The following is a 20,244-nucleotide window of genomic DNA, read 5'->3' as shown; positions in this document are numbered from 1 at the left end:
GAACCCTCTTTCACTCATAAATATGAGATGAAAGGGGGTTCTTTGTTATGCCTAAAAACCTAAAACAACGTATGAAAAGTTGGATTACACACAAGATGGAACTTCCTGCTGACGTCATGATGGATCTTCCTAGAATTACAATGATTGGACAATTACATATATACATAGAGAATCATCGTGGATTATTAACCTTTTCAGATAAAGAAGTCAGGCTATTACTGAAACAGGGACAACTTCTGATTAAGGGCAGTTCATTTGTCATAAAGACAATTTTACCCGAAGAGATCATGCTTGAAGGGAAAATTGAACACGTTCAATATATCGAGAATTAATTCAGCTTTCATTCTACAGAGGTCCCTTTCTCAATAAGTAGGATGAAGGCAGATAAGGTTCTAGTTTTAGCGAATCTAAAACCAGGACTGAATAAAGGGTAAGCCTGGGCGCAAATACGCCAAGGCGCATTTGATTAGGGGGATAAGCATGAAAAATCATTGGATGCATTTTTTTAGTGGGAGTGTCAAGGTTGTTATCTCTGGAAAAGGAACGGAACGGTTCATTAATGAGTGTGTTAGACAAGGTATTGTTGTTTGGGATGTAAAGAAGCCAGGAACCCATGCTCTGAGCTTCTCCATGTATCTGAAAGACATTAAGAAAATACGGAGCATCGTACGTAAGAACAAGTGTAAACTACGTTTTATAGGAAGAAAAGGGCTTCCTTTTCTCATTCACAAGGCGTTGTATAATAGCGGCTTCGTAATTGGAGCTATTTCTTTTTTTATCATTGTGACACTGTTGTCTAATATGGTTTGGGGAATAAAGGTTGAGGGAGCAAAGCCTGAAACAGAACATCTAATCATTCAGGAACTAAAAAAGCTGGGAGTTGAAAAGGGGAAGTTTCAATTCTTTATTGAAGATAATGAATCCCTTCAAAGGCATTTAGAAGAGGCAATTAACGATATAACCTGGATTGGTGTGGAATTAAATGGGACGACCTATCAATTTGAGGTTGTTGAGAAAAATCAACCCGAAGCTCCAGAGCAATATAGTCCTAGAAACCTTGTGGCTAATAAAAAAGCAATTATTAAGCGAATGTTCGTTGAAGAAGGAAAGCCAGTTGTAATGGAAAATGACTTAGTAAATAAGGGAGATCTTTTGGTTTCAGGAAAAATTGGAAAAGAAGGAGAAGAGGTCTACGTCCCGGCACGGGGTCAAATTTTTGGTGAAACATGGTACAAGTCTGAAGTAAAGGTAGAATTTACAACGAAACTTAACGTACTAACCGGGGAAAATAAACAAAAGCATCTTATAGAAATAGGAAATTTTCAAGTACCCGTTTGGGGGTTCTCAAAGGTCGAATATAAGGAATATCAGACTGAGACAACTAAAAAAAATATTAAATTTTTCAATTGGGAGCTCCCAATTTCATATGTAAACAAAACATTTAGGGAAAGCGAAGAAATCACAAGAACCTATACAAAAGAAGAGGCAATTAGTGAAGCAAAGAAAATCGGAAGAAGAGCTTTAGAACAGGAATTGGCTAGTGATGCTGAAATTATAGATGAAAAAGTTTTGCTTCAGACCACCAACAATGGTAAAGTAAAATTGGAAATAAAATATAATGTTATTGAGAATATTGTCACTACGATACCATTAGTTCAAGGAGACTAAAGGATGTCCGAAGATCTAGTAATGAGTAAACAACAAATAGAAAATCCAAATGAAGCAATTGTTTTATTTGGAAACAATGACCTCCATCTTAAAAGAATTGAAGAGGAATTAAACGTTTCCATTATAACAAGAGGCGAAGCACTGCATGTATCAGGTGATCCAACAAACGTTCAACTTGTTGAAGAAATCCTCGAAAAGTTACTTGGTGTAATAAGAAAAGGAATACATGTGGGTGAGCGAGACGTTATTTATTGTATTCAAATGGCTAAAAGTGGAAAACTTGATTCGTTCGCAGAGTTATATGATGAAGAAATAACAAAGACTGCAAAAGGTAAATCCATTCGTGTTAAGACACATGGGCAACGTCAATATGTTGCTGCAATCAAACAGAATGATTTAGTATTTGGTATCGGTCCTGCTGGAACTGGTAAAACATATTTGGCTGTGGTTATGGCGGTAAATGCACTAAAAAATGGACAAGTGAAACGAATTATTTTAACTCGTCCAGCTGTTGAAGCAGGTGAAAGTTTAGGGTTTTTACCCGGAGATTTAAAGGAAAAGGTTGACCCTTATTTACGTCCACTATATGATGGGTTACACGATGTACTTGGCGCAGAACATACAGAGAGACTCATGGAACGTGGAACAATAGAAATTGCTCCTTTAGCCTATATGAGAGGGCGTACATTAGACGATGCATTTGTCATTTTAGATGAGGCTCAAAATACTACATTGGCACAGATGAAGATGTTTTTAACACGTTTAGGGTTTGGTTCTAAAATGGTAATAACAGGAGATATTTCACAAATCGATTTGCCTAAAGGTGTTAAATCCGGTTTGCGTGGAGCAATGCAAATACTGAAGGATGTCTATGGCTCAACTTTTATTTACCTAGAACAGTCCGACGTTGTGCGACATCCATTAGTTGCTCGAATTATTGAGGCTTATGAAAAAGCTGAAGAACAGCAGTAGGAAAAGACCCATACTAAGTGGGTCTTTTTTACCATTAACTTTATTTAGCCAGGGTACCAACCCTGGCTAAATAAAGTTAATGCCTCCAACTAACAAAAGAAGTTATGTGATTGAATCTCGAAAAGTTCTCTGGTGAAAAATATACGCCAAAAGGCGTATTTAATAAAAATATGGTAAAATAAGGATTAGTATAAAGGAGGCTTGAATAGGTGAGGAATAAAAATAAATTGAAAAATATGCTGTCCATTGTCAAAAGCTATCAATCCATCCATATCGTTATCTATATACTCCTAGCAGGTATTATGTTTTTAGTTATGTATAGTAATGTCAAACCAGATGTTTTACATATAGAAGAATTACGGCCATCAGAACAGACAATCCGTTCACCAATAACAATCGAGGATAAATTTGCAACGAAAGCAAAACAGGATGAAGCTGCTAAGGAAGTTGAAGATGTTTTTACGTTAAAAACCGAATATGCGGATAATCAAGTTGATTTAGTTATTTCTATTTTCGATTCAATTGAGGAAACGAATACTGAAGCACTCGAGTCTTATAACGCTAAAGTCAAAGAGTGGGAAAATCTTTCGGAAGAGAATCGAGGGGAAGAGCCTAAACAGGTTGGACCGGCCGAAAAACTAAAAAGCTTAAAAACAAAGCTACCTGAGGATTTAACAGAGCGAATCCCAGATGATGTATTTCTTGCTTTGTTAACGTCTACTCAAAGTCAATTATCACGCGCAAAAGATGCGGTAATTACTGCAGTGAATAACGTGATGAATACGAGAATACCTGCATCGGAAGTAGAGAATGCAAAAAATAAAGTAGTGGAAGAACTACGTTATGCTAGCTTAGATACAGCTTTAAGAGAACCAGTCCGTGAAATGGCACGCTTTGCAGTTGTTCAAAACGTATACTATGACGTGGAAGCTACTGAAGAAAAACGACAACAAGCGATTGAAGCTGTGGAACCCATCAAGATTTTGCAAGGACAAATTATTGTTGAAGAAGGTCATTTAATAAGCAGGGATATTTATCGTCAGCTAGAGCTACTTGGAATGACCAGTAGTAATAGTCCTATTCAACCATTCATTGGTTTGTCGCTGATTATACTTTTGGTTGTTACAGTTATTGTGTACCATTTCCATAATGAGTTGATCCCTACAGACAGACATCGAAATATTTATTTATTAATATTTGCGATAATCTTTACTATTACTATCCTATTAATGAAGGGTATAAGTTTATTCCAACAAATCGATTACTCTGATATAGGCTATATTGTTCCTGTGGCAATGGGGGCTATGTTAATAAAGTTACTAATAAATGAAAAAGTAGCGATTCTCTCTAGCATGATTTTTGCAGTTTGTGGAAGTATTATCTTTAACGAAGGTGTAACTGGTACACTTAATTTTTCAGCTGGACTTTATTTCTTGTTTGGCTGTTTAGCAGGTGTCCTCTTTTTAAGTAAGCACAATCGAAGGGCAAAAATACTACAAGCGGGGCTATTTGTGGCATTAATTAATATCTTGGTCATCTTGTCAATTATGCTCTTGCAAAACGGAAGTTATTCTAGTTTAGATTATGGATCATCTATTATCATGGCTGTTTTATCAGGCGTAATCGCCGCAGTCCTAACAATTGGATTACTGCCATTTTTTGAAGCAGGTTTCAATATTTTATCAACAATGAAATTAATTGAGCTATCTAATCCTAATCATCCTTTACTTAGAAGGATATTAACGGAAGCGCCTGGTACGTATCATCATAGTGTCATGGTTGCAAATTTATCGGAATCTGCATGTGAAGCAATAGGTGGGAATGGATTATTAGCGAGGGTGTCATCGTATTATCATGATATTGGAAAAACAAAACGACCGCATTTCTTTATCGAAAATCAGATGAATATTGAAAATCCACATGATAAAATAGCACCTCAACTTAGTAAAACAATCATTGCTGCACATGCTACTGATGGAGCTGAGACGTTACGGAATTTTAAAATGCCTAAGGAAATCGTAGATATCGCTGAACAACATCATGGAACTACTCTTTTAAAATACTTTTACCATAAGGCAAAGCAGCAAAGCGAAAGAGAAATTTTAGAGTCTGATTTTAGATATGCAGGTCCAAAGGCGCAAACAAAAGAAGCGGCCGTGATTGGGATTGCAGATAGTGTTGAGGCGGCCGTTCGATCTCTATCGAATCCTACGCCACAAAAGATTGAAACGCTTGTTAATAGCATTATTGCTGACCGATTACAGGACGGTCAATTTGATGAATGTGATATCACACTAAAAGAACTAGATATTGTCGCAAAAACGTTATGTGAATCGTTAAAAGGGATTTTCCATTCTAGGATAGAATACCCCGCAGAGTCTACTAAACAGAAGGTGAAGGAAGCATGAGATTAGAAATTGATTTTAATGATGAAATTGGTGAAGTATCAGAAGAAGAATGTGCACTACTGAAAGAATTATTATTTCTAGCTGCTGATACAGAAGGTGTGAAAGAAGGGACCGAGGTTTCGATTACCTTTGTTGATAACCAGAGGATACAGGAAATTAACCGAGAATACCGGGACAAAGATCAGCCAACAGATGTTATCTCCTTTGCTATGGAAGAGATGGGTGAGGGCGAGATGGAAATAAAAGGTGAAGATTTGCCAACTCTTTTAGGGGATATTATCATATCCATCCCAAGAACAAGGGAACAGGCAGACGATTATGGTCATTCCTTTGTTCGAGAATTAGGATTCCTTGCTGTTCATGGTTTCCTACATTTACTTGGCTATGATCATGAAACGAAAGAGGACGAAGAAAAAATGTTCTCGAAGCAGAAGGAAATTTTAGAGGCCTATGGACTTAAAAGATAAATCTAAAAGTAAATGGTCAGGCTTTTTTAAAAGTTTTTCGTTTGCCTTAAAGGGCCTAACGGTAGCATTTACGTCGGAACGAAATTTACAATTCCATTTACTATTTTCAATACTTGTCATATGTTGTGGTTTCTTTTTCGAGATTGCACGAGTAGAATGGATTATTATTATCCTCTTAATCGGAGGAATGTTTACTGTTGAATTATTAAATACAGCGGTTGAAAAAGTAGTTGATTTAGTAACAAGTGAATTTCATCCATTGGCAAAACAAGCGAAGGATATTGCAGCAGGAGCTGTACTAATGTATGCAATGATAGCTGTTATCATTGGAATCATTCTATTCGCTCCTTATTTGGGAAGATAAATAGAAAGAAAATTCTTACAATTATGTAACAATTTCAATGAATCCATGAAATTATAGCGTTTTACATGTAAAATGAAGATACACTTCCGTACTACAGTTGAATATCTTCTAACAGACACAGAAAGGAAGAGACTAGTGAAAATTGAACAACTCATTGAAGAAGCCAAGAAAGCTAGAGAATTAGCATATGTTCCTTACTCAAACTTTAACGTAGGAGCAGCCCTTCTAACAAAGGATGGAAAGGTCTACCATGGCTGTAATATCGAAAACGCAGCATATAGTGTGACAAATTGTGCAGAACGAACAGCGTTATTTAAAGCATATTCTGAAGGGGATAAGGAATTTGCAGCAATTGCAGTAGTTGCGGATACAGAAAGACCAGTACCACCGTGTGGAGCTTGTCGACAAGTGATTTCGGAGCTTTGTCAAAGTGATACAAAAGTTTATTTAACCAATCTAAAAGGCGAAATACAAGAAATATCTATAGAAGATTTATTACCAGGGGCCTTTACACCGGAGGATTTACATGGAAAATAAAGAATTTAAATCCGGTTTTGTCTCAATCATCGGACGACCGAATGTAGGAAAATCAACTTTTTTAAATCATGTTATCGGGCAGAAAATCGCAATTATGAGCGATAAACCTCAGACGACACGAAATAAAGTGCAAGGCGTATACACTGAAGAAAATTCTCAAATTATTTTTATTGATACTCCTGGTATCCATAAACCAAAGCATAAGCTCGGGGATTTCATGATGAAGGTTGCACAGAATACACTAAAAGAAGTTGATATCGTATTATTTATGATTAACGCGGAAGAAGGGTATGGACGTGGTGATGAATTCATTATTGAACGTTTAAAAACTGTTCAGACACCTGTTTTTCTAGTTGTTAATAAAATAGACCAAATTCACCCTGATAAATTATTAGAAGTAATTGAAAAGTATAAAGGGCTTTATCCATTTAAGGAAATTGTTCCTATTTCAGCGCTTCAAGGGACGAATACTCCCAGATTGGTTGAGCAAATCAAACAATATTTACCAGAGGGACCTCAATATTATCCAGCTGATCAGGTAACAGATCATCCTGAACGATTTATCATTACTGAATTAATACGCGAGAAAGTTCTGCACCTGACAAGGGAAGAAATTCCACACTCCATTGCGGTTGTGATGGATTCTCTTGAAAGAAGAGAAGGTGGTAACACAATCTATGTTGGTGCGACTATTATTGTGGAACGTAGTTCTCAAAAAGGAATTGTTATAGGTAAACAAGGTAGCATGCTAAAAGAGGTAGGAAAACGAGCAAGAGCGGATATTGAAGCCTTATTAGGATCCAAGGTCTACTTAGAGCTTTGGGTGAAGGTTCAAAAGGACTGGCGCAACAAAATGTCCCAGTTAAGAGACTATGGCTTTAGAGAAGACGAATATTAATTTAACAGCGTAAGGTGCCCGTTCAACGACTTACGGACTGGACTGAACCTGTAGGAAATAAAGGAAACACGAAGAGTGCAACGATTCAATGTTGACTTATCGTACGAAGGTGAGGGAAGTCTCGCTAGTCGTTGGGCACCTGAAGCTAGATATCGAAAACTAAGTTTTCAAAAATTAAATATTACGAAAAAATACATCGATTAGCAAAATTTATGTAACATTTTTTCTAAGGTTTTCGGTCAAGATATTCATACAAGTGAATGAAATTGGAATAGTCTTTTGCTAGTTAAATAACAGAAAGGTGGGGTTACTATGTTAGATTTTACCTGGAAAGTGTTTAGTCAAACAGGTAATGTTGATACGTATCTTCTTTTTAAGGAAATGGAACAAGAGAAGAATGAGAGACCCGAGTCACAAAATGAGGAGCTAGCAGAAATAGATTTTCCAGTTACTTGACCATCCTATTATTCGCGTCTAATCTGTCCAATGCAGACAGACGCATCATTTAGTAACAATGGTAAAATGGTTGCCTTGTTGCCTATTGGATGGTGACACTCATGCTACAAAAGTGCGAAGGTATTATCATAAGAACAAGTGATTATGGTGAAACGAATAAAATCGTTACGTTGTATACCCGTGAATGGGGAAAAATAGGGGTAATGGCAAGAGGGGCTAAGAAACCTAGCAGCCGCCTAGCTGCTATTACCCAGGTTTTTACATATGGTCAATTTATGTTTCAAAAAACATCTGGTTTAGGTGTGTTGCAGCAGGGTGAAACGATATCAACATTTCGATCGATTCGAGAAGATATTTTTCTTACTGCATATGCTGCACATGTAATAGAATTAACGGATAAATGTACAGAAGATAAAAGGGCAAACCCCTTCTTGTTTGAAATGCTATATCAAACGTTAAACTACTTAAATGAAGGCTTTGATTCAGATGTTCTTTTGTATATTTACGAGCTTAAGGTACTACCTTTACTAGGGTTGTATCCGAGGCTCGATGAATGTACAATTTGCAACAACAAGGAAGGCGAATTTGCCTTTTCAATCAAAGAAGGTGGCTTACTCTGTCATCGTTGTTACGAAAAAGAGCCTTATCATATAAAAGTGACACAAGCCACAATCCGCTTACTGCGATTGTTTTATTATTTTGATTTAAGTCGCTTAGGTAACATTGCCGTTAAGGAAGAAACAAAAAAAGAGTTAAAGACAATCATTGATATGTATTATGAGGAGTACTCAGGTTTATATTTAAAATCAAAACGATTTTTAAATCAGCTTGAAAATTTTCATAAGTCGTAAGATATGGTTTGCTTGACAACCAGATGAAATTGGATTATAGTGCAAATATTAATATGACACGGTGAAGGAAAGTAGTACTTATTTTAGTGGATGCAAACGTCCGCTGTTGTCTATAAAAGCGAACCTAGGATGGTGTGAGCTAGGGTATAGGCAGATAAGGAAGGCGTTCCAGAGTGTATTCATTGAAAGTGGCTACAACCTTCTTTAGGGTTGATAGCAAGTAGGGTGGAACCGCGGGTAAACTCTCGTCCCTATGTCTACTATTTAGGCATAGAGGAGGGGAGTTTTTTTATTTTCCAGTATAGTTTATGAAATTAGCTGTAGCGCCAGAAACTCGAGAAACTTGAAAACCTCATACAGAGGCAAAAAACGGCTCTTATTCGGAGTCTAATTCACAGGGTTTGTTAGTGCAAACGTCGCCACAGGACGTGGCGATTTTAGTCGGCCAGTTTTCTCATTTCTGGTAAAGGTGCTACCGCTTTATATTTTTTCGGAGGTGCAAGATGATGAATATTCAAGAAATGATATTAACTTTACAAAAGCACTGGTCAGATCAAGGTTGTATTCTTATGCAAGCTTATGATGTTGAAAAGGGTGCTGGAACCATGAGTCCGTATACATTTTTACGAAGCCTAGGACCGGAGCCTTGGAATGTGGCATATGTGGAACCATCTAGACGCCCTGTAGATGGTCGATATGGAGAAAATCCAAACCGTTTATACCAGCATCATCAATTTCAGGTAATTATGAAGCCTTCACCAGATAATATCCAAGAACTCTATCTAGAATCTTTACGTGCATTAGGAATTGATCCCCTACAGCATGATATCCGATTTGTAGAAGATAACTGGGAGGCGCCAACTCTAGGAGCAGCAGGACTTGGCTGGGAAGTATGGCTTGATGGAATGGAAGTAACTCAATTTACATATTTCCAACAAGTAGGTGGAATTGAGTGTAAACCAGTCTCAGTTGAAATTACATACGGGATTGAGCGTTTAGCTTCTTACATACAGGATAAAGAAAATGTGTTTGACCTTGAATGGACAAAAGGATTTACCGTTCGAGACATTTTCCATCAACCTGAATATGAGCATTCTAAATATACGTTTGAAACTTCAGATACAGATATGCTTTTTAATTTATTTAGTATCTATGAAAAGGAAGCACATCGTCAAATGGACGAAGGACTTGTTCATCCGGCATATGATTATGTGTTGAAATGTTCACATACCTTTAACCAGCTAGATGCAAGGGGAGCAATCTCAGTGACGGAAAGAACCGGGTATATAGGAAGAGTTCGTAATTTGGCTAGAAAAGTAGCAAGGACGTTCTATGAAGAAAGAGAAAAACTAGGCTTCCCAATGCTAAAGGCAAAAGGAGACGATCATAATGAGTAATCGAGATTTATTGATTGAAATTGGACTAGAGGAGATGCCAGCCCGATTCGTAACAGATGCGATGAATCAGCTTTCCGATAAGGTAACAAATTGGTTACTTGAACATAATGTAGCATTTGAACAAGTTGACCCTTTCTCCACTCCAAGAAGACTTGCTGTGCTAGTTCATAATGTAGCAGAAAAGCAAGAAGATATTGAATTAGAGGCGAAGGGACCTGCTAAAAAGATAGCGTTGGATCAGGATGGTAATTGGACAAAAGCAGCAATTGGTTTCACAAGAGGTCAAGGTGCTACTGTAGAGGATATTTATTTTAAAGAAATTAATGGTGTAGAATACGCACATATCAATAAATTTATTAAAGGAAAAGATACAAAAGAAACACTGAGTGAGCTTCAAGACGTTGTAACTCATCTTTCCTTTCCTAAAAACATGCGTTGGGGTGATAGTGACCTACGTTATGTACGTCCGATTAAGTGGATTGTTGCATTGTTTGGGGATGAAATTATTCCACTAACCATCACCAACGTAACGTCAAGTAATAAAACATGGGGGCATCGTTTCTTAGGAGAAGAAGTTGAGATAACATCACCTGGGGAATACGAAAAGTTACTCATGTCTCAATATGTAATTGCTGATTATTTAGAGCGTAAAGAAGCGATTCAAAATCAAATCAAAATCCTAGAAGAGGATAACAAGTGGGAAGTACCGATTGATGCTGATTTGCTTGAAGAGGTAACGAATCTAGTTGAATACCCTACTGCTTTCTACGGTAAATTTGAGGAAGAATTTTTAACTTTACCTGAAGATGTTTTAATTACAAGCATGAGAGAACACCAACGATATTTTCCTGTAAAAGATAAAAATGGATCACTATTACCATTCTTTGTTGCAGTTCGTAATGGTGATCATAAACATCTTGAAACTGTTGCTAGAGGCAATGAAAAGGTACTTAGAGCTAGACTTTCTGATGCTGATTTCTTCTACATGGAAGATCAAAAGTTAAAGATTGATGAGTTAATACAGAAGCTTGATAAAATTATCTATCATGAAGAAATAGGTTCAATCGGGGACAAAGTTCGTAGGATTCAACTAATTACGAAACATGTAGCTGATCTACTTGGACTTGATAACGAAACAAAAGATCATGCAAACAGGGCAGCACAGATTTGTAAGTTTGATTTAGTTACAAATATGGTATACGAGTTCCCAGAGCTACAAGGTGTAATGGGTGAAAGATATGCTAGATTAAATGGCGAGTCGGAGTCTGTAGCAATCGCGATTAATGAACATTATATGCCACGACATGCTGAGGACCAGAGCCCAGGTTCAACTATTGGAGCATTGATTAGTATGGCAGACAAATTAGACACCATCGTTGGATGTTTCTCAATTGGGATTATCCCAACAGGCTCACAAGATCCGTATGCATTACGTCGTATGGCATCAGGGGTTGTCCAAATATTACTAGATAAAGGTTGGAAAATTAACCTTGAAGAACTATTTGATTATGTATTGGACTTATTTGTAGTAGCTAACATTGCTAAGTCAGAAAAACAAGAAATTGATAAAGAACTTGTTCAATTCTTTAAACTTAGAATCAAGCATGAGTTGAACTCAAGGAATATTCGATACGATATTATTGATGCCGTACTTGGAACTTCTATTGGCAATGTAGGATTGATCATTAAAAAGGCAGAAATGCTTGAAAAAATGAAAGAACAACCAGATTTCAAACCGATGATTGAATCATTGAGTAGGGTTGTAAACATTTCGAAAAAAGGTGAGAAAGCCGATATTGACCCAAGTCTTTTCCAATCCGACGAGGAGAAACATCTCTATGAGAAGTTTATTGAGGTTAAGCCTAAGGTAATTGAAAGTCTGGAAAATCATCAAGTAGAGGATGCCTTCCGTATATTAGCCTCATTAAGAGAGTTAATTGACCAATACTTTGAACATACAATGGTCATGGCTGAAGATAAGTCAATTCGAAATAACCGTCTCGCACAAATGGTCCAATTAGCTAGCGTGATTTACCTAATTGGAGACATGAATTCGATTATAGTGAAATAATGTAGAAAAACTAGGGGCAAGATGCTCCTAGTCTTTTTCTATACGTGAGTCAATAAAATAGTATATAATATTTGTAACATAATTCGAAAACAATCTGTAAGAAATGGAAGTTTTAGCCTTCCCAAAAAGTTAATCTCATACAAACCAGTAAAGTTTAGGAGATATTTTAGCTTAAAAATATACATAATGCCATAAGAATAATGTATTTAGGAATGGTGGTGAGTACAATCGAACTGAACAAAAGGCAAGAGCATATCTTGCAAATCGTTAAAGATAACGGACCTATTACAGGTGAAGCGATTGCAGAGCGTTTAAATTTGACAAGAGCAACACTGCGACCGGACCTTGCGATATTAACAATGGCAGGTTACCTTGAAGCAAGGCCTCGTGTTGGCTATTTTTATACAGGAAAAACAGGACAACAGTTACTTGCGGATAAAATTATGAAAATTAAAGTACAGGATTATCAATCAATCCCGGTTGTCATAAATGAGAGTATTTCCTTATATGATGCTATTGTTGCCATGTTTTTAGAGGATGTTGGTACTTTGTTTGTAGTAGATCAATCCTCCCTTTTAGTTGGCGTGCTTTCAAGAAAGGATTTACTTCGAGCCAGTCTAGGAAACCAAGACTTAAAATCCATTCCAGTAAATATAATCATGACGAGAATGCCAAATATAACAATGTGTGAAAAAGACGACCTTTTATTAGATGTGGCACATAAATTAATAGAAAAGCAAATTGATGCTTTACCAGTGGTAAAACGTTCCGAACGCGGAATAGAGGTTATTGGAAGAATAACGAAGACAAATATGACCAAAGCATTAGTTGCACTAACTGGAGATGAAATAATCTAGTCTTTCAGTGCAGTAAGTAAAACGTGCTTGGTGTGTGTTTTATTAAGGAGATGGGGGAGACAAATGGGTAATCGAATAGTATATGTAGTATCAGATTCAGTTGGTGAGACGGCAGAATTAGTAGTAAAAGCTGCTGTTAGTCAATTTAATGGGTCCCATACTGATATAAAAAGAATTCCTTATGTTGAAGATACAGCAACCTTATCAGAGGTAGTGGCACTTGCAAAACTCAATAATGCAATTATAGTATTTACTCTTGTTGTCCCTGAACTAAGGGATTATCTCGTACAAGAAGCAGAACGTGAAGGCGTAATAGTGAATGATATCCTTGGCCCTCTTATTTCGAAGATGTCAGGCCTCTATGAAAGCAGTCCAAGATATGAAGCTGGGCTAGTCCGAAAGCTAGATGAAGAATATTTTAAAAAGATAGAAGCAATCGAATTTGCAGTTAAATATGATGATGGCCGTGATCCGAGAGGGATCCTTCGTGCTGACATTGTATTAATTGGTGTTTCTAGAACTTCTAAAACTCCTCTATCACAATATCTTGCACATAAGCGTTTTAAAGTAGCAAATGTACCGATAGTGCCAGAGGTAGACCCTCCAGAAGAAATCTTCAAGGTATCACCTAAAAAATGCTTTGGTCTTAAAATAAGTCCTGAAAAATTAAATCATATTAGACGAGAGCGTTTAAAATCATTGGGGTTAGATGACCAAGCCATTTACGCAAATATTAACCGTATTAAAGAAGAACTTGATCACTTTGAAACGATTGTTAATAAAATTGGCTGCGATGTCATTGATGTCTCAAATAAGGCAGTAGAAGAGACCGCTAATATTATGTTAAATAAACTAAATTTCCGTAACACAAAATAAAAACGAATTTCCCTAAACATATCTGTCTTAGATATGTTTTTTTTACCAAAAAAAAACGGCAATTAATGATGGCGTGGGAAAGACTTTTGTATTATAATAAAAAATTGTGATAAAAATACATATTTTTAGGTTTAGAGTTGGATTGGATAGAATAAACTATGTATTGAAGGTTGTCAAGAGGAAGATGAAAAATAGGTGGATTATTTTTCGACATTTTTTTCTTTCTTATGATCATTCTTGTAGTTGATGAAAACAAACCGAAAAAACATGACTCGCCTAAAGTCTGACAATCACACATTTTTTGAACATATTTTAAATCTTTCAAAGGAAAAGAAGGAATCTGTGGAGTGATGTAGAATAGAGAAATATGGCGAAAAAAAGAATAAAATATTGGTTGATGCGGATGCATGCCCGGTTAAAGAAGAAATACTTAGAATAGCTGATACATATACTATCAATGTTGTATTTGTGGCTTCCTATGCTCACGTCATGTCAAATCCCACAGGTGGAAAGTGGGTTTAGGTTGATGAAGAGAAAGAAGCGGCAGATCTCTATATTATGAATCACGCAAGGAATAAGGATGTCGTCATAACCCAGGATACGGGATTAGCCAGTATTTTAGTAAACAGAGGCGTAACGGTCATCTCCCCACGCGGCAAAGAGTTTAAGGAAGAAGACATGGAGCAAATCCTACATCTACACTTTTTATCTGCAAAGGAACGTCGGAGCGGGTAATACTCAAAAGGGCCAAAACCCTTTACTGAAGACCACAGACAACATTTTATCAAAGTTTTTGAAAAAAGTTTGTCGAAACTTGCAGGATTTAAACTTTGAATATAGAATATATTAACTTTATTCAGCAGAAGTCCTTACTTACAAAAGTGGTGAGATGAAAACAAAAACTGAAAAATTTAGTGGGAGGTTAATTCCGACTGAATTAAGGTAAGCCTCCGGCGAATGCCAAGATCTTTCAAAGGATAATTTCGAGGCAAGCTCGAATGAAAATCGGGCGCAAATACGCCAAGGCGCATTTGATTACTTGGGGATGTATAATATGGGATATCGAATTCCCGAAGAAACAATCGAAAAAATTCGTATATCTATTGACATTGTTGATGTTATTAGTGAATATGTTCAATTGAAGAAGCAAGGAAGAAATTATTTTGGCTTATGTCCATTTCACGGTGAAAATACCCCTTCATTCTCTGTTTCCCCTGATAAACAAATATTTCATTGTTTTGGGTGTGGGGCAGGTGGAAATGTATTTTCTTTTTTAATGGACTTAGAAGGATATTCTTTTTCAGAGGCTGCAGTTAATTTAGCTCAAAAAGTGAACATTGATTTATCAGATTATGAACAGCAAACTGCTGTATCTAATAAAAACAATAATGATGCATCAAAAATGCAAGAAGCTCACGAATTGCTTAAAAAATTCTACCATCACTTATTACTTAATACCAAAGAGGGTCAACCAGCATTAGACTATTTAACCAGTAGGGGTTTTACTAGAGAAATCATTGACAAGTTTGAAATTGGGTATGCATTAGACTCATGGGATTTCGCTACGAAATTTCTCCAAAAACGGGGCTTTAAGCCAGAGTTAATGGAACGAGCTGGTTTGCTTGTTAAGAAGGAAGATACGGGTTCCTTCTTTGATCGTTTTCGAAACCGTATAATGTTCCCGATTTGGGACCATCAAGGTAAAACCATTGCCTTTTCTGGAAGGGTACTAGACAAAACACAAGAACCCAAATATCTAAATAGTCCTGAAACGATTATCTTTAATAAGAGTAAGACTCTTTATAATCTTCATAATGCCAGATTGCATATTCGTAAAAATCAACAAGTCGTTCTTTTTGAGGGATTTGCTGATGTTATTGCAGCAGATAAAGCGGATGTTCCATATTCAATATGCACAATGGGCACATCCTTAACAGATGAACATGTGAAGATAATAAGAAGGAATGTAGAATCCGTTATAATCTGTTACGACTCCGACAAGGCTGGATTAGATGCCGCTTTACGAGCATCTACTATGCTTGTGGAGGCAGGCTGTTATGTAAGAGTTGCTACAATGCCAAATGGTATGGATCCTGATGACTACATTAAAAAATATGGTACAGAAAAGTTTACTAATGATGTAATAGGGGCAAGTCTTACATTAATGGCATTCAAAATGCAGTATTTACGGAGAGGAAAAAATCTTCAAGATGAAGGAGAACGCATCCGTTATATAGAAGAAGTTATTAAGGAAATTTCCTCTTTAGAAAAAGCTGTAGAAAGAGATCATTATTTACGTCAGCTATCAAGTGAATTTTCGATCTCACTTGATGCACTTAAGCAACAACAGGTCCAGTATTATAAAGCCGAACGGAAGAAAAGGGATAATTTTTCTTTGAATAGAAATAATACGAAAGCAAAAACTTTCGTAACTTCGAGATTACTTCCAGCCTTTCATAATGCTGAACGATTTTTGATTGCTCACATGCTGCGTAACCGAGAAATTGCTGATAAAGTTCAAGATCAGCTTCAAGCAGAATTCAATATTGAAGATCACCGAGCAATTGTAACTTATTTATATGCTTTTTATGAAGAAGGTCACGAACCAGATATCAGTACATTCCTTACAAGAATCCATGATGAAAACCTAAAAAGGATTGTCACAGATATAGCAATGATGTCAGTTAATGAAGAAATAACCGATTCTGTTTTATCAGATTACATGAAACAGGTGTTGAAACATCAAAAATTGTCAATGATAAAAGAAAAAGAATCTGCAAAACTTGAAGCTGAACGTAGCAAAGACTATCGGAAAGCTGCCACAATTGCAATGGAAATCATTCAAATGAAAAAAGCATTACAATAAACAATTAGGTTACCTAACCTCTATTGCTTACTAGTTTGGAAGGAGGGGAACAAATGGCTGAAAAGTCTAAAGAAGTTGAAACTGATTTAACATTAGAACAAGTAAAAGAAAAACTGACGGAATTAGGAAAAAAACGTGGTGTTTTGACATATGAAGAAATCGCTGAGCGTATGTCCGGATTTGAAGTCGAATCTGATCATCTAGACGAATACTATGAGTTCCTTGGAGAGCAGGGAATTGAATTATTAGGCGACGCAGAAGGTAAAGATGATGATGATGACGATCCAAATATCCAACAATTAGCTAAGGAAGAAGAATTTGATTTAAATGACCTTAGTGTTCCGCCTGGTGTGAAAATAAATGATCCGGTACGTATGTACTTAAAAGAAATTGGCCGCGTTGACCTCCTCTCAGCTGATGATGAGATTCAATTAGCTGAAAGAATTGAACAAGGTGATGAAGAAGCAAAACGTCGCCTAGCCGAGGCGAATTTACGACTAGTTGTTAGTATCGCAAAACGTTATGTCGGGCGTGGAATGCTTTTCCTAGATTTAATCCAGGAAGGTAATATGGGACTTATTAAAGCCGTTGAGAAGTTTGACTATAGAAAAGGTTTTAAATTTAGTACGTATGCTACATGGTGGATTCGCCAAGCGATAACACGTGCAATAGCAGACCAAGCAAGAACCATTCGTATTCCAGTTCATATGGTTGAAACAATCAATAAGTTAATTCGTGTGCAACGTCAATTACTCCAGGATCTTGGTCGTGAACCATCTCCTGAGGAAATTGCTGAAGATATGGACTTAACCCCTGAAAAGGTTAGAGAAATATTAAAAATTGCTCAAGAACCTGTTTCGTTAGAAACACCTATAGGTGAGGAAGATGACTCACATTTAGGTGATTTCATCGAGGATCAGGATGCAACATCTCCATCGGAACATGCTGCATATGAACTTTTAAAAGAACAGCTTGAAGATGTTCTAGATACCCTAACTGATCGTGAAGAGAACGTATTACGTCTCCGCTTTGGTCTAGATGATGGACGTACACGTACACTTGAAGAAGTCGGTAAGGTATTTGGAGTAACACGTGAACGTATTCGTCAAATTGAAGCAAAAGCACTACGTAAACTTCGCCACCCTAGCCGTAGTAAACGACTTAAGGATTTCTTAGAATAAACATTTTTATTTACATTTCATAGTTTACTTCATAAAATTGAAGTAAACTATTTTTTTTATGCCCACATGTGGGCACAGAGACGCTGCCACGAGAAGTGGTGTTCAAGTCTTTGAAACATTGCTAGAAGGTGAGCGCTTTCATGAATCAGGATCGAAAAAAGATTATATTAAACGAAATTCTTTATTGGCGTGATAATAAATTGCTGCCAGAAACTTATTGTAACTTCCTAATCACTCTTTATTCCGAGGGAGAGGGCGTAGAAGCTTCAAAACCATCTACTTCAGTTACAGGGAAAACATATGTTTACTTGTTTGGAATTGGTTTGCTTTTACCATTTTTATTTCTTGTCACTTATTTTACTGAAATATCGCCTATATTGCAAATGGTAATAAACTTTATTTTTATAATTATCTGTATTTTATCAGTGATTCTAAATCGGAATAATCCTCTTTTATTACATTTGGGAACAATTATACTTGCTCTATTTATCCTTATTCTTTCAGTCAATGGAAGTGAAATGTTTTTTAAAGGACAAGGTGTATATTTGTTATTTACGGTACTCCTTAATTGTGTTGCTTGGTTGTTTATTGGGGTATTCTCAAAGAAAAAGTATTTCTTATTTGCTGGCCTTATCGGAGGATTTGTAACAGTCATTCTTTTATTAAATATTTAAAATGTTTAAATATTCATAAACTCCCTATATAATAGATAATGAAAACGCATACAACGGGAGGGGATATTATGAATTTCGATTTAACTGCAGAGCAAAGGTTAATTCAAAAAACGATGAGAGAGTTTTCAGAGGCGGAAGTTGCCCCTGGTGCTGAGAAACGAGATAAAGAAAAACGTTTCCCTAGAGAAGTATTTCAAAAGCTCGGTGACTTAGGTATGATGGGTCTACCATTTCCTGAGGAATATGGGGGGGCAGATTCAGATACAATTAGCTTTGCGATCGTTGTGGAAGAGCTTAGTAGGGCCTGTGGGTCAACAGGAATTACATATTCAGCACATATATCTCTTGGTGGTGCACCCCTTCATTTATTTGGCACGAAAGAACAAAAGGAAAAATATTTAACACCAATTTGTACTGGTGAATCTCTTGGTGCATTTGGATTAACAGAACCCAATGCCGGCTCAGATGCGGGTGGGACTCAAACAGAGGCAAAACTAGAAAATCATGAATTTGTCATAAATGGTAACAAATGCTTTATCACGAATGCGAGCTATGCGAAACATCTGGCACTTACTGCAATAACAGGACGTGATGGGGAACGTAAAGAGATAAGTGCGATTATTGTTCCAACCAATACAAAAGGTTTTAACGTCCTAGATAATTATGAGAAAATGGGTCTTCACGCATCTAACACGACTGAATTAGTTCTAGAAGATGTTCGTGTTCCTGAAGAGAATTTGCTCGGTAAGAGGGGAGAAGGCTTTAGGCAATTTTTAATCACCCTTGATGGCGGTAGGATTGGAATTGGGGCTATGGCAGTAGGGATAGCACAGGCAGCGTACGAAAGGGCACTAGCATACGCAAAGGAACGCAGACAGTTCGGAAAATCCTTAGCAACCTTCCAAGCGATTCAGTTTAAATTAGCAGATATGGCTATGAAAATAGAGTTAGCACGTAATATGGTCTACAAAGCTGCCTGGCTGAAGGATCAAGGGCGTAGTTTCTCTAAAGAGGCATCAATGGCTAAGCTATACGCCTCAGAGATTTGTATGGAGATTACAAGCCAGGCTGTACAGATTCACGGCGGATATGGATATATGCAGGAGTACCATGTGGAACGGTTTATGCGTGATGCAAAGCTACTAGAAATTGGTGAAGGTACATCTGAAATACAACGGCTCGTAATTGCACGAGCAATAGGTTGCTAAGAACATTGGCTAATAAGGTAATACTCCTTGCCACTTGGTGAGGAGTTTTTTTTGTAGAGTTGTTGCGAGGGGAAAGTAAGTGTTTTCTCCACAATATTCCACTTGCGGATGTTTTTTAAGGGAAAATACAATAAAAGCATCCGTAAACATAATATTCGAATACTTTTGCTACATTGAATTAAAAAAGCATCCACAAAATCCAGAAAAAGGAAAAAATGAACCTAAAAGCAAGTGTTTTACCCATAATATTCCACCTGTGGATGGTTTTTAAGGGAAAATACAATAAAAGCATCCGTAAACATAATATTCGAATGCTTTTAGCTACATTGAATTAAAAAAAGCATCCATAAAATCCAGGAAAAGGAAAAGAATATACTCAATTAGAATCCGAATACAATCTTAAACCAGATAGATTGAAGACGGATTACTTTTATCCAATTTTATGACATTTTTGTGAAATTTTTATGAAAAATAATTTTACAATAATATGTTA

The 20,244-nt window shown here is 36.7% G+C and carries 18 protein-coding genes and 1 pseudogene; all 19 read left to right on the top strand.

Annotated elements, in window-relative coordinates; all coding sequences use genetic code 11:
- Positions 1 to 47: 47 nt before the first annotated feature.
- The 19 genes and pseudogenes from yqfC to ACWNMY_RS04085 all read left to right on the top strand — a co-directional run bounded on the left by yqfC (position 48) and on the right by ACWNMY_RS04085 (position 19,751).
- On the top strand, positions 48 to 332 hold the full coding sequence (gene yqfC / locus ACWNMY_RS04175) for a sporulation protein YqfC (protein WP_449537021.1): 285 nt from the start codon (positions 48 to 50) through the stop codon (positions 330 to 332).
- Positions 333 to 480: 148 nt separating this feature from the next.
- A complete protein-coding gene (gene yqfD / locus ACWNMY_RS04170; protein WP_449537020.1) occupies positions 481 to 1,668 on the top strand; it encodes a sporulation protein YqfD in 1,188 nt (395 codons plus the stop codon).
- 3 nt (positions 1,669 to 1,671) lie between these two features.
- A complete protein-coding gene (locus tag ACWNMY_RS04165; protein ID WP_449537019.1) occupies positions 1,672 to 2,640 on the top strand; it encodes a PhoH family protein in 969 nt (322 codons plus the stop codon).
- 236 nt (positions 2,641 to 2,876) lie between these two features.
- Positions 2,877 to 5,048, top strand: a complete 2,172-nt coding sequence (locus ACWNMY_RS04160; RefSeq protein ID WP_449538383.1) for an HD family phosphohydrolase — start codon at positions 2,877 to 2,879, stop codon at positions 5,046 to 5,048.
- Positions 5,045 to 5,515, top strand: a complete 471-nt coding sequence (gene ybeY / locus ACWNMY_RS04155) for an rRNA maturation RNase YbeY (RefSeq protein ID WP_449537018.1) — start codon at positions 5,045 to 5,047, stop codon at positions 5,513 to 5,515. The genes ACWNMY_RS04160 and ybeY overlap by 4 nt, the downstream gene beginning before the upstream one ends.
- Positions 5,499 to 5,879 carry a diacylglycerol kinase family protein gene (locus ACWNMY_RS04150; protein WP_449537017.1) on the top strand — a complete coding sequence of 127 codons (381 nt, stop codon included), beginning with the start codon at positions 5,499 to 5,501 and terminating at the stop codon, positions 5,877 to 5,879. The genes ybeY and ACWNMY_RS04150 overlap by 17 nt, the downstream gene beginning before the upstream one ends.
- Positions 5,880 to 5,951: 72 nt before the next feature.
- On the top strand, positions 5,952 to 6,416 hold the full coding sequence (locus ACWNMY_RS04145) for a cytidine deaminase (RefSeq protein ID WP_449537016.1): 465 nt from the start codon (positions 5,952 to 5,954) through the stop codon (positions 6,414 to 6,416).
- On the top strand, positions 6,406 to 7,314 hold the full coding sequence (gene era / locus ACWNMY_RS04140) for a GTPase Era (protein ID WP_449537015.1): 909 nt from the start codon (positions 6,406 to 6,408) through the stop codon (positions 7,312 to 7,314). Before ACWNMY_RS04145 ends, era begins: the two co-directional genes overlap by 11 nt.
- 312 nt (positions 7,315 to 7,626) lie before the next feature.
- A complete protein-coding gene (locus ACWNMY_RS04135) occupies positions 7,627 to 7,770 on the top strand; it encodes a YqzL family protein (RefSeq protein ID WP_449537014.1) in 144 nt (47 codons plus the stop codon).
- 101 nt (positions 7,771 to 7,871) lie between these two features.
- Positions 7,872 to 8,621 carry a DNA repair protein RecO gene (recO, locus tag ACWNMY_RS04130; RefSeq protein ID WP_449537013.1) on the top strand — a complete coding sequence of 250 codons (750 nt, stop codon included), beginning with the start codon at positions 7,872 to 7,874 and terminating at the stop codon, positions 8,619 to 8,621.
- A gap of 506 nt (positions 8,622 to 9,127) precedes the next feature.
- Complete coding sequence (gene glyQ / locus ACWNMY_RS04125) at positions 9,128 to 10,018, top strand: glycine--tRNA ligase subunit alpha (RefSeq protein WP_449538382.1); 891 nt, start codon at positions 9,128 to 9,130, stop codon at positions 10,016 to 10,018.
- On the top strand, positions 10,011 to 12,089 hold the full coding sequence (gene glyS / locus ACWNMY_RS04120; protein ID WP_449537012.1) for a glycine--tRNA ligase subunit beta: 2,079 nt from the start codon (positions 10,011 to 10,013) through the stop codon (positions 12,087 to 12,089). Before glyQ ends, glyS begins: the two co-directional genes overlap by 8 nt.
- Before the next feature lie 212 nt (positions 12,090 to 12,301).
- Positions 12,302 to 12,946 carry a helix-turn-helix transcriptional regulator gene (locus ACWNMY_RS04115; protein WP_449537011.1) on the top strand — a complete coding sequence of 215 codons (645 nt, stop codon included), beginning with the start codon at positions 12,302 to 12,304 and terminating at the stop codon, positions 12,944 to 12,946.
- Between the two features lie 63 nt (positions 12,947 to 13,009).
- The gene (locus ACWNMY_RS04110) at positions 13,010 to 13,822 is read left to right on the top strand and encodes a pyruvate, water dikinase regulatory protein (RefSeq protein WP_449537010.1); all 813 of its coding nucleotides are present in this window, start codon (positions 13,010 to 13,012) and stop codon (positions 13,820 to 13,822) included.
- 534 nt (positions 13,823 to 14,356) lie between these two features.
- Positions 14,357 to 14,557 (top strand): annotated as a pseudogene (locus tag ACWNMY_RS04105) (DUF188 domain-containing protein); the annotation flags it as partial.
- A gap of 319 nt (positions 14,558 to 14,876) precedes the next feature.
- Entirely contained in the window at positions 14,877 to 16,688 is a 1,812-nt protein-coding gene (gene dnaG, locus ACWNMY_RS04100; RefSeq protein ID WP_449537009.1) for a DNA primase, read from the top strand.
- A 53-nt stretch (positions 16,689 to 16,741) separates the two neighbouring features.
- On the top strand, positions 16,742 to 17,869 hold the full coding sequence (gene rpoD / locus ACWNMY_RS04095) for an RNA polymerase sigma factor RpoD (RefSeq protein WP_449537008.1): 1,128 nt from the start codon (positions 16,742 to 16,744) through the stop codon (positions 17,867 to 17,869).
- A 140-nt stretch (positions 17,870 to 18,009) separates the two neighbouring features.
- The gene (locus tag ACWNMY_RS04090) at positions 18,010 to 18,543 is read left to right on the top strand and encodes a hypothetical protein (RefSeq protein ID WP_449537007.1); all 534 of its coding nucleotides are present in this window, start codon (positions 18,010 to 18,012) and stop codon (positions 18,541 to 18,543) included.
- Between the two features lie 68 nt (positions 18,544 to 18,611).
- Complete coding sequence (locus tag ACWNMY_RS04085) at positions 18,612 to 19,751, top strand: acyl-CoA dehydrogenase family protein (RefSeq protein ID WP_449537006.1); 1,140 nt, start codon at positions 18,612 to 18,614, stop codon at positions 19,749 to 19,751.
- Positions 19,752 to 20,244 lie beyond the last annotated feature (493 nt).

It is taken from the genome of Ferdinandcohnia sp. Marseille-Q9671 (genome assembly GCF_976954385.1).
The sequence above is the reverse complement of the archived record's forward strand: the minus strand, read 5'-3'. Positions and strand labels throughout refer to the sequence as shown.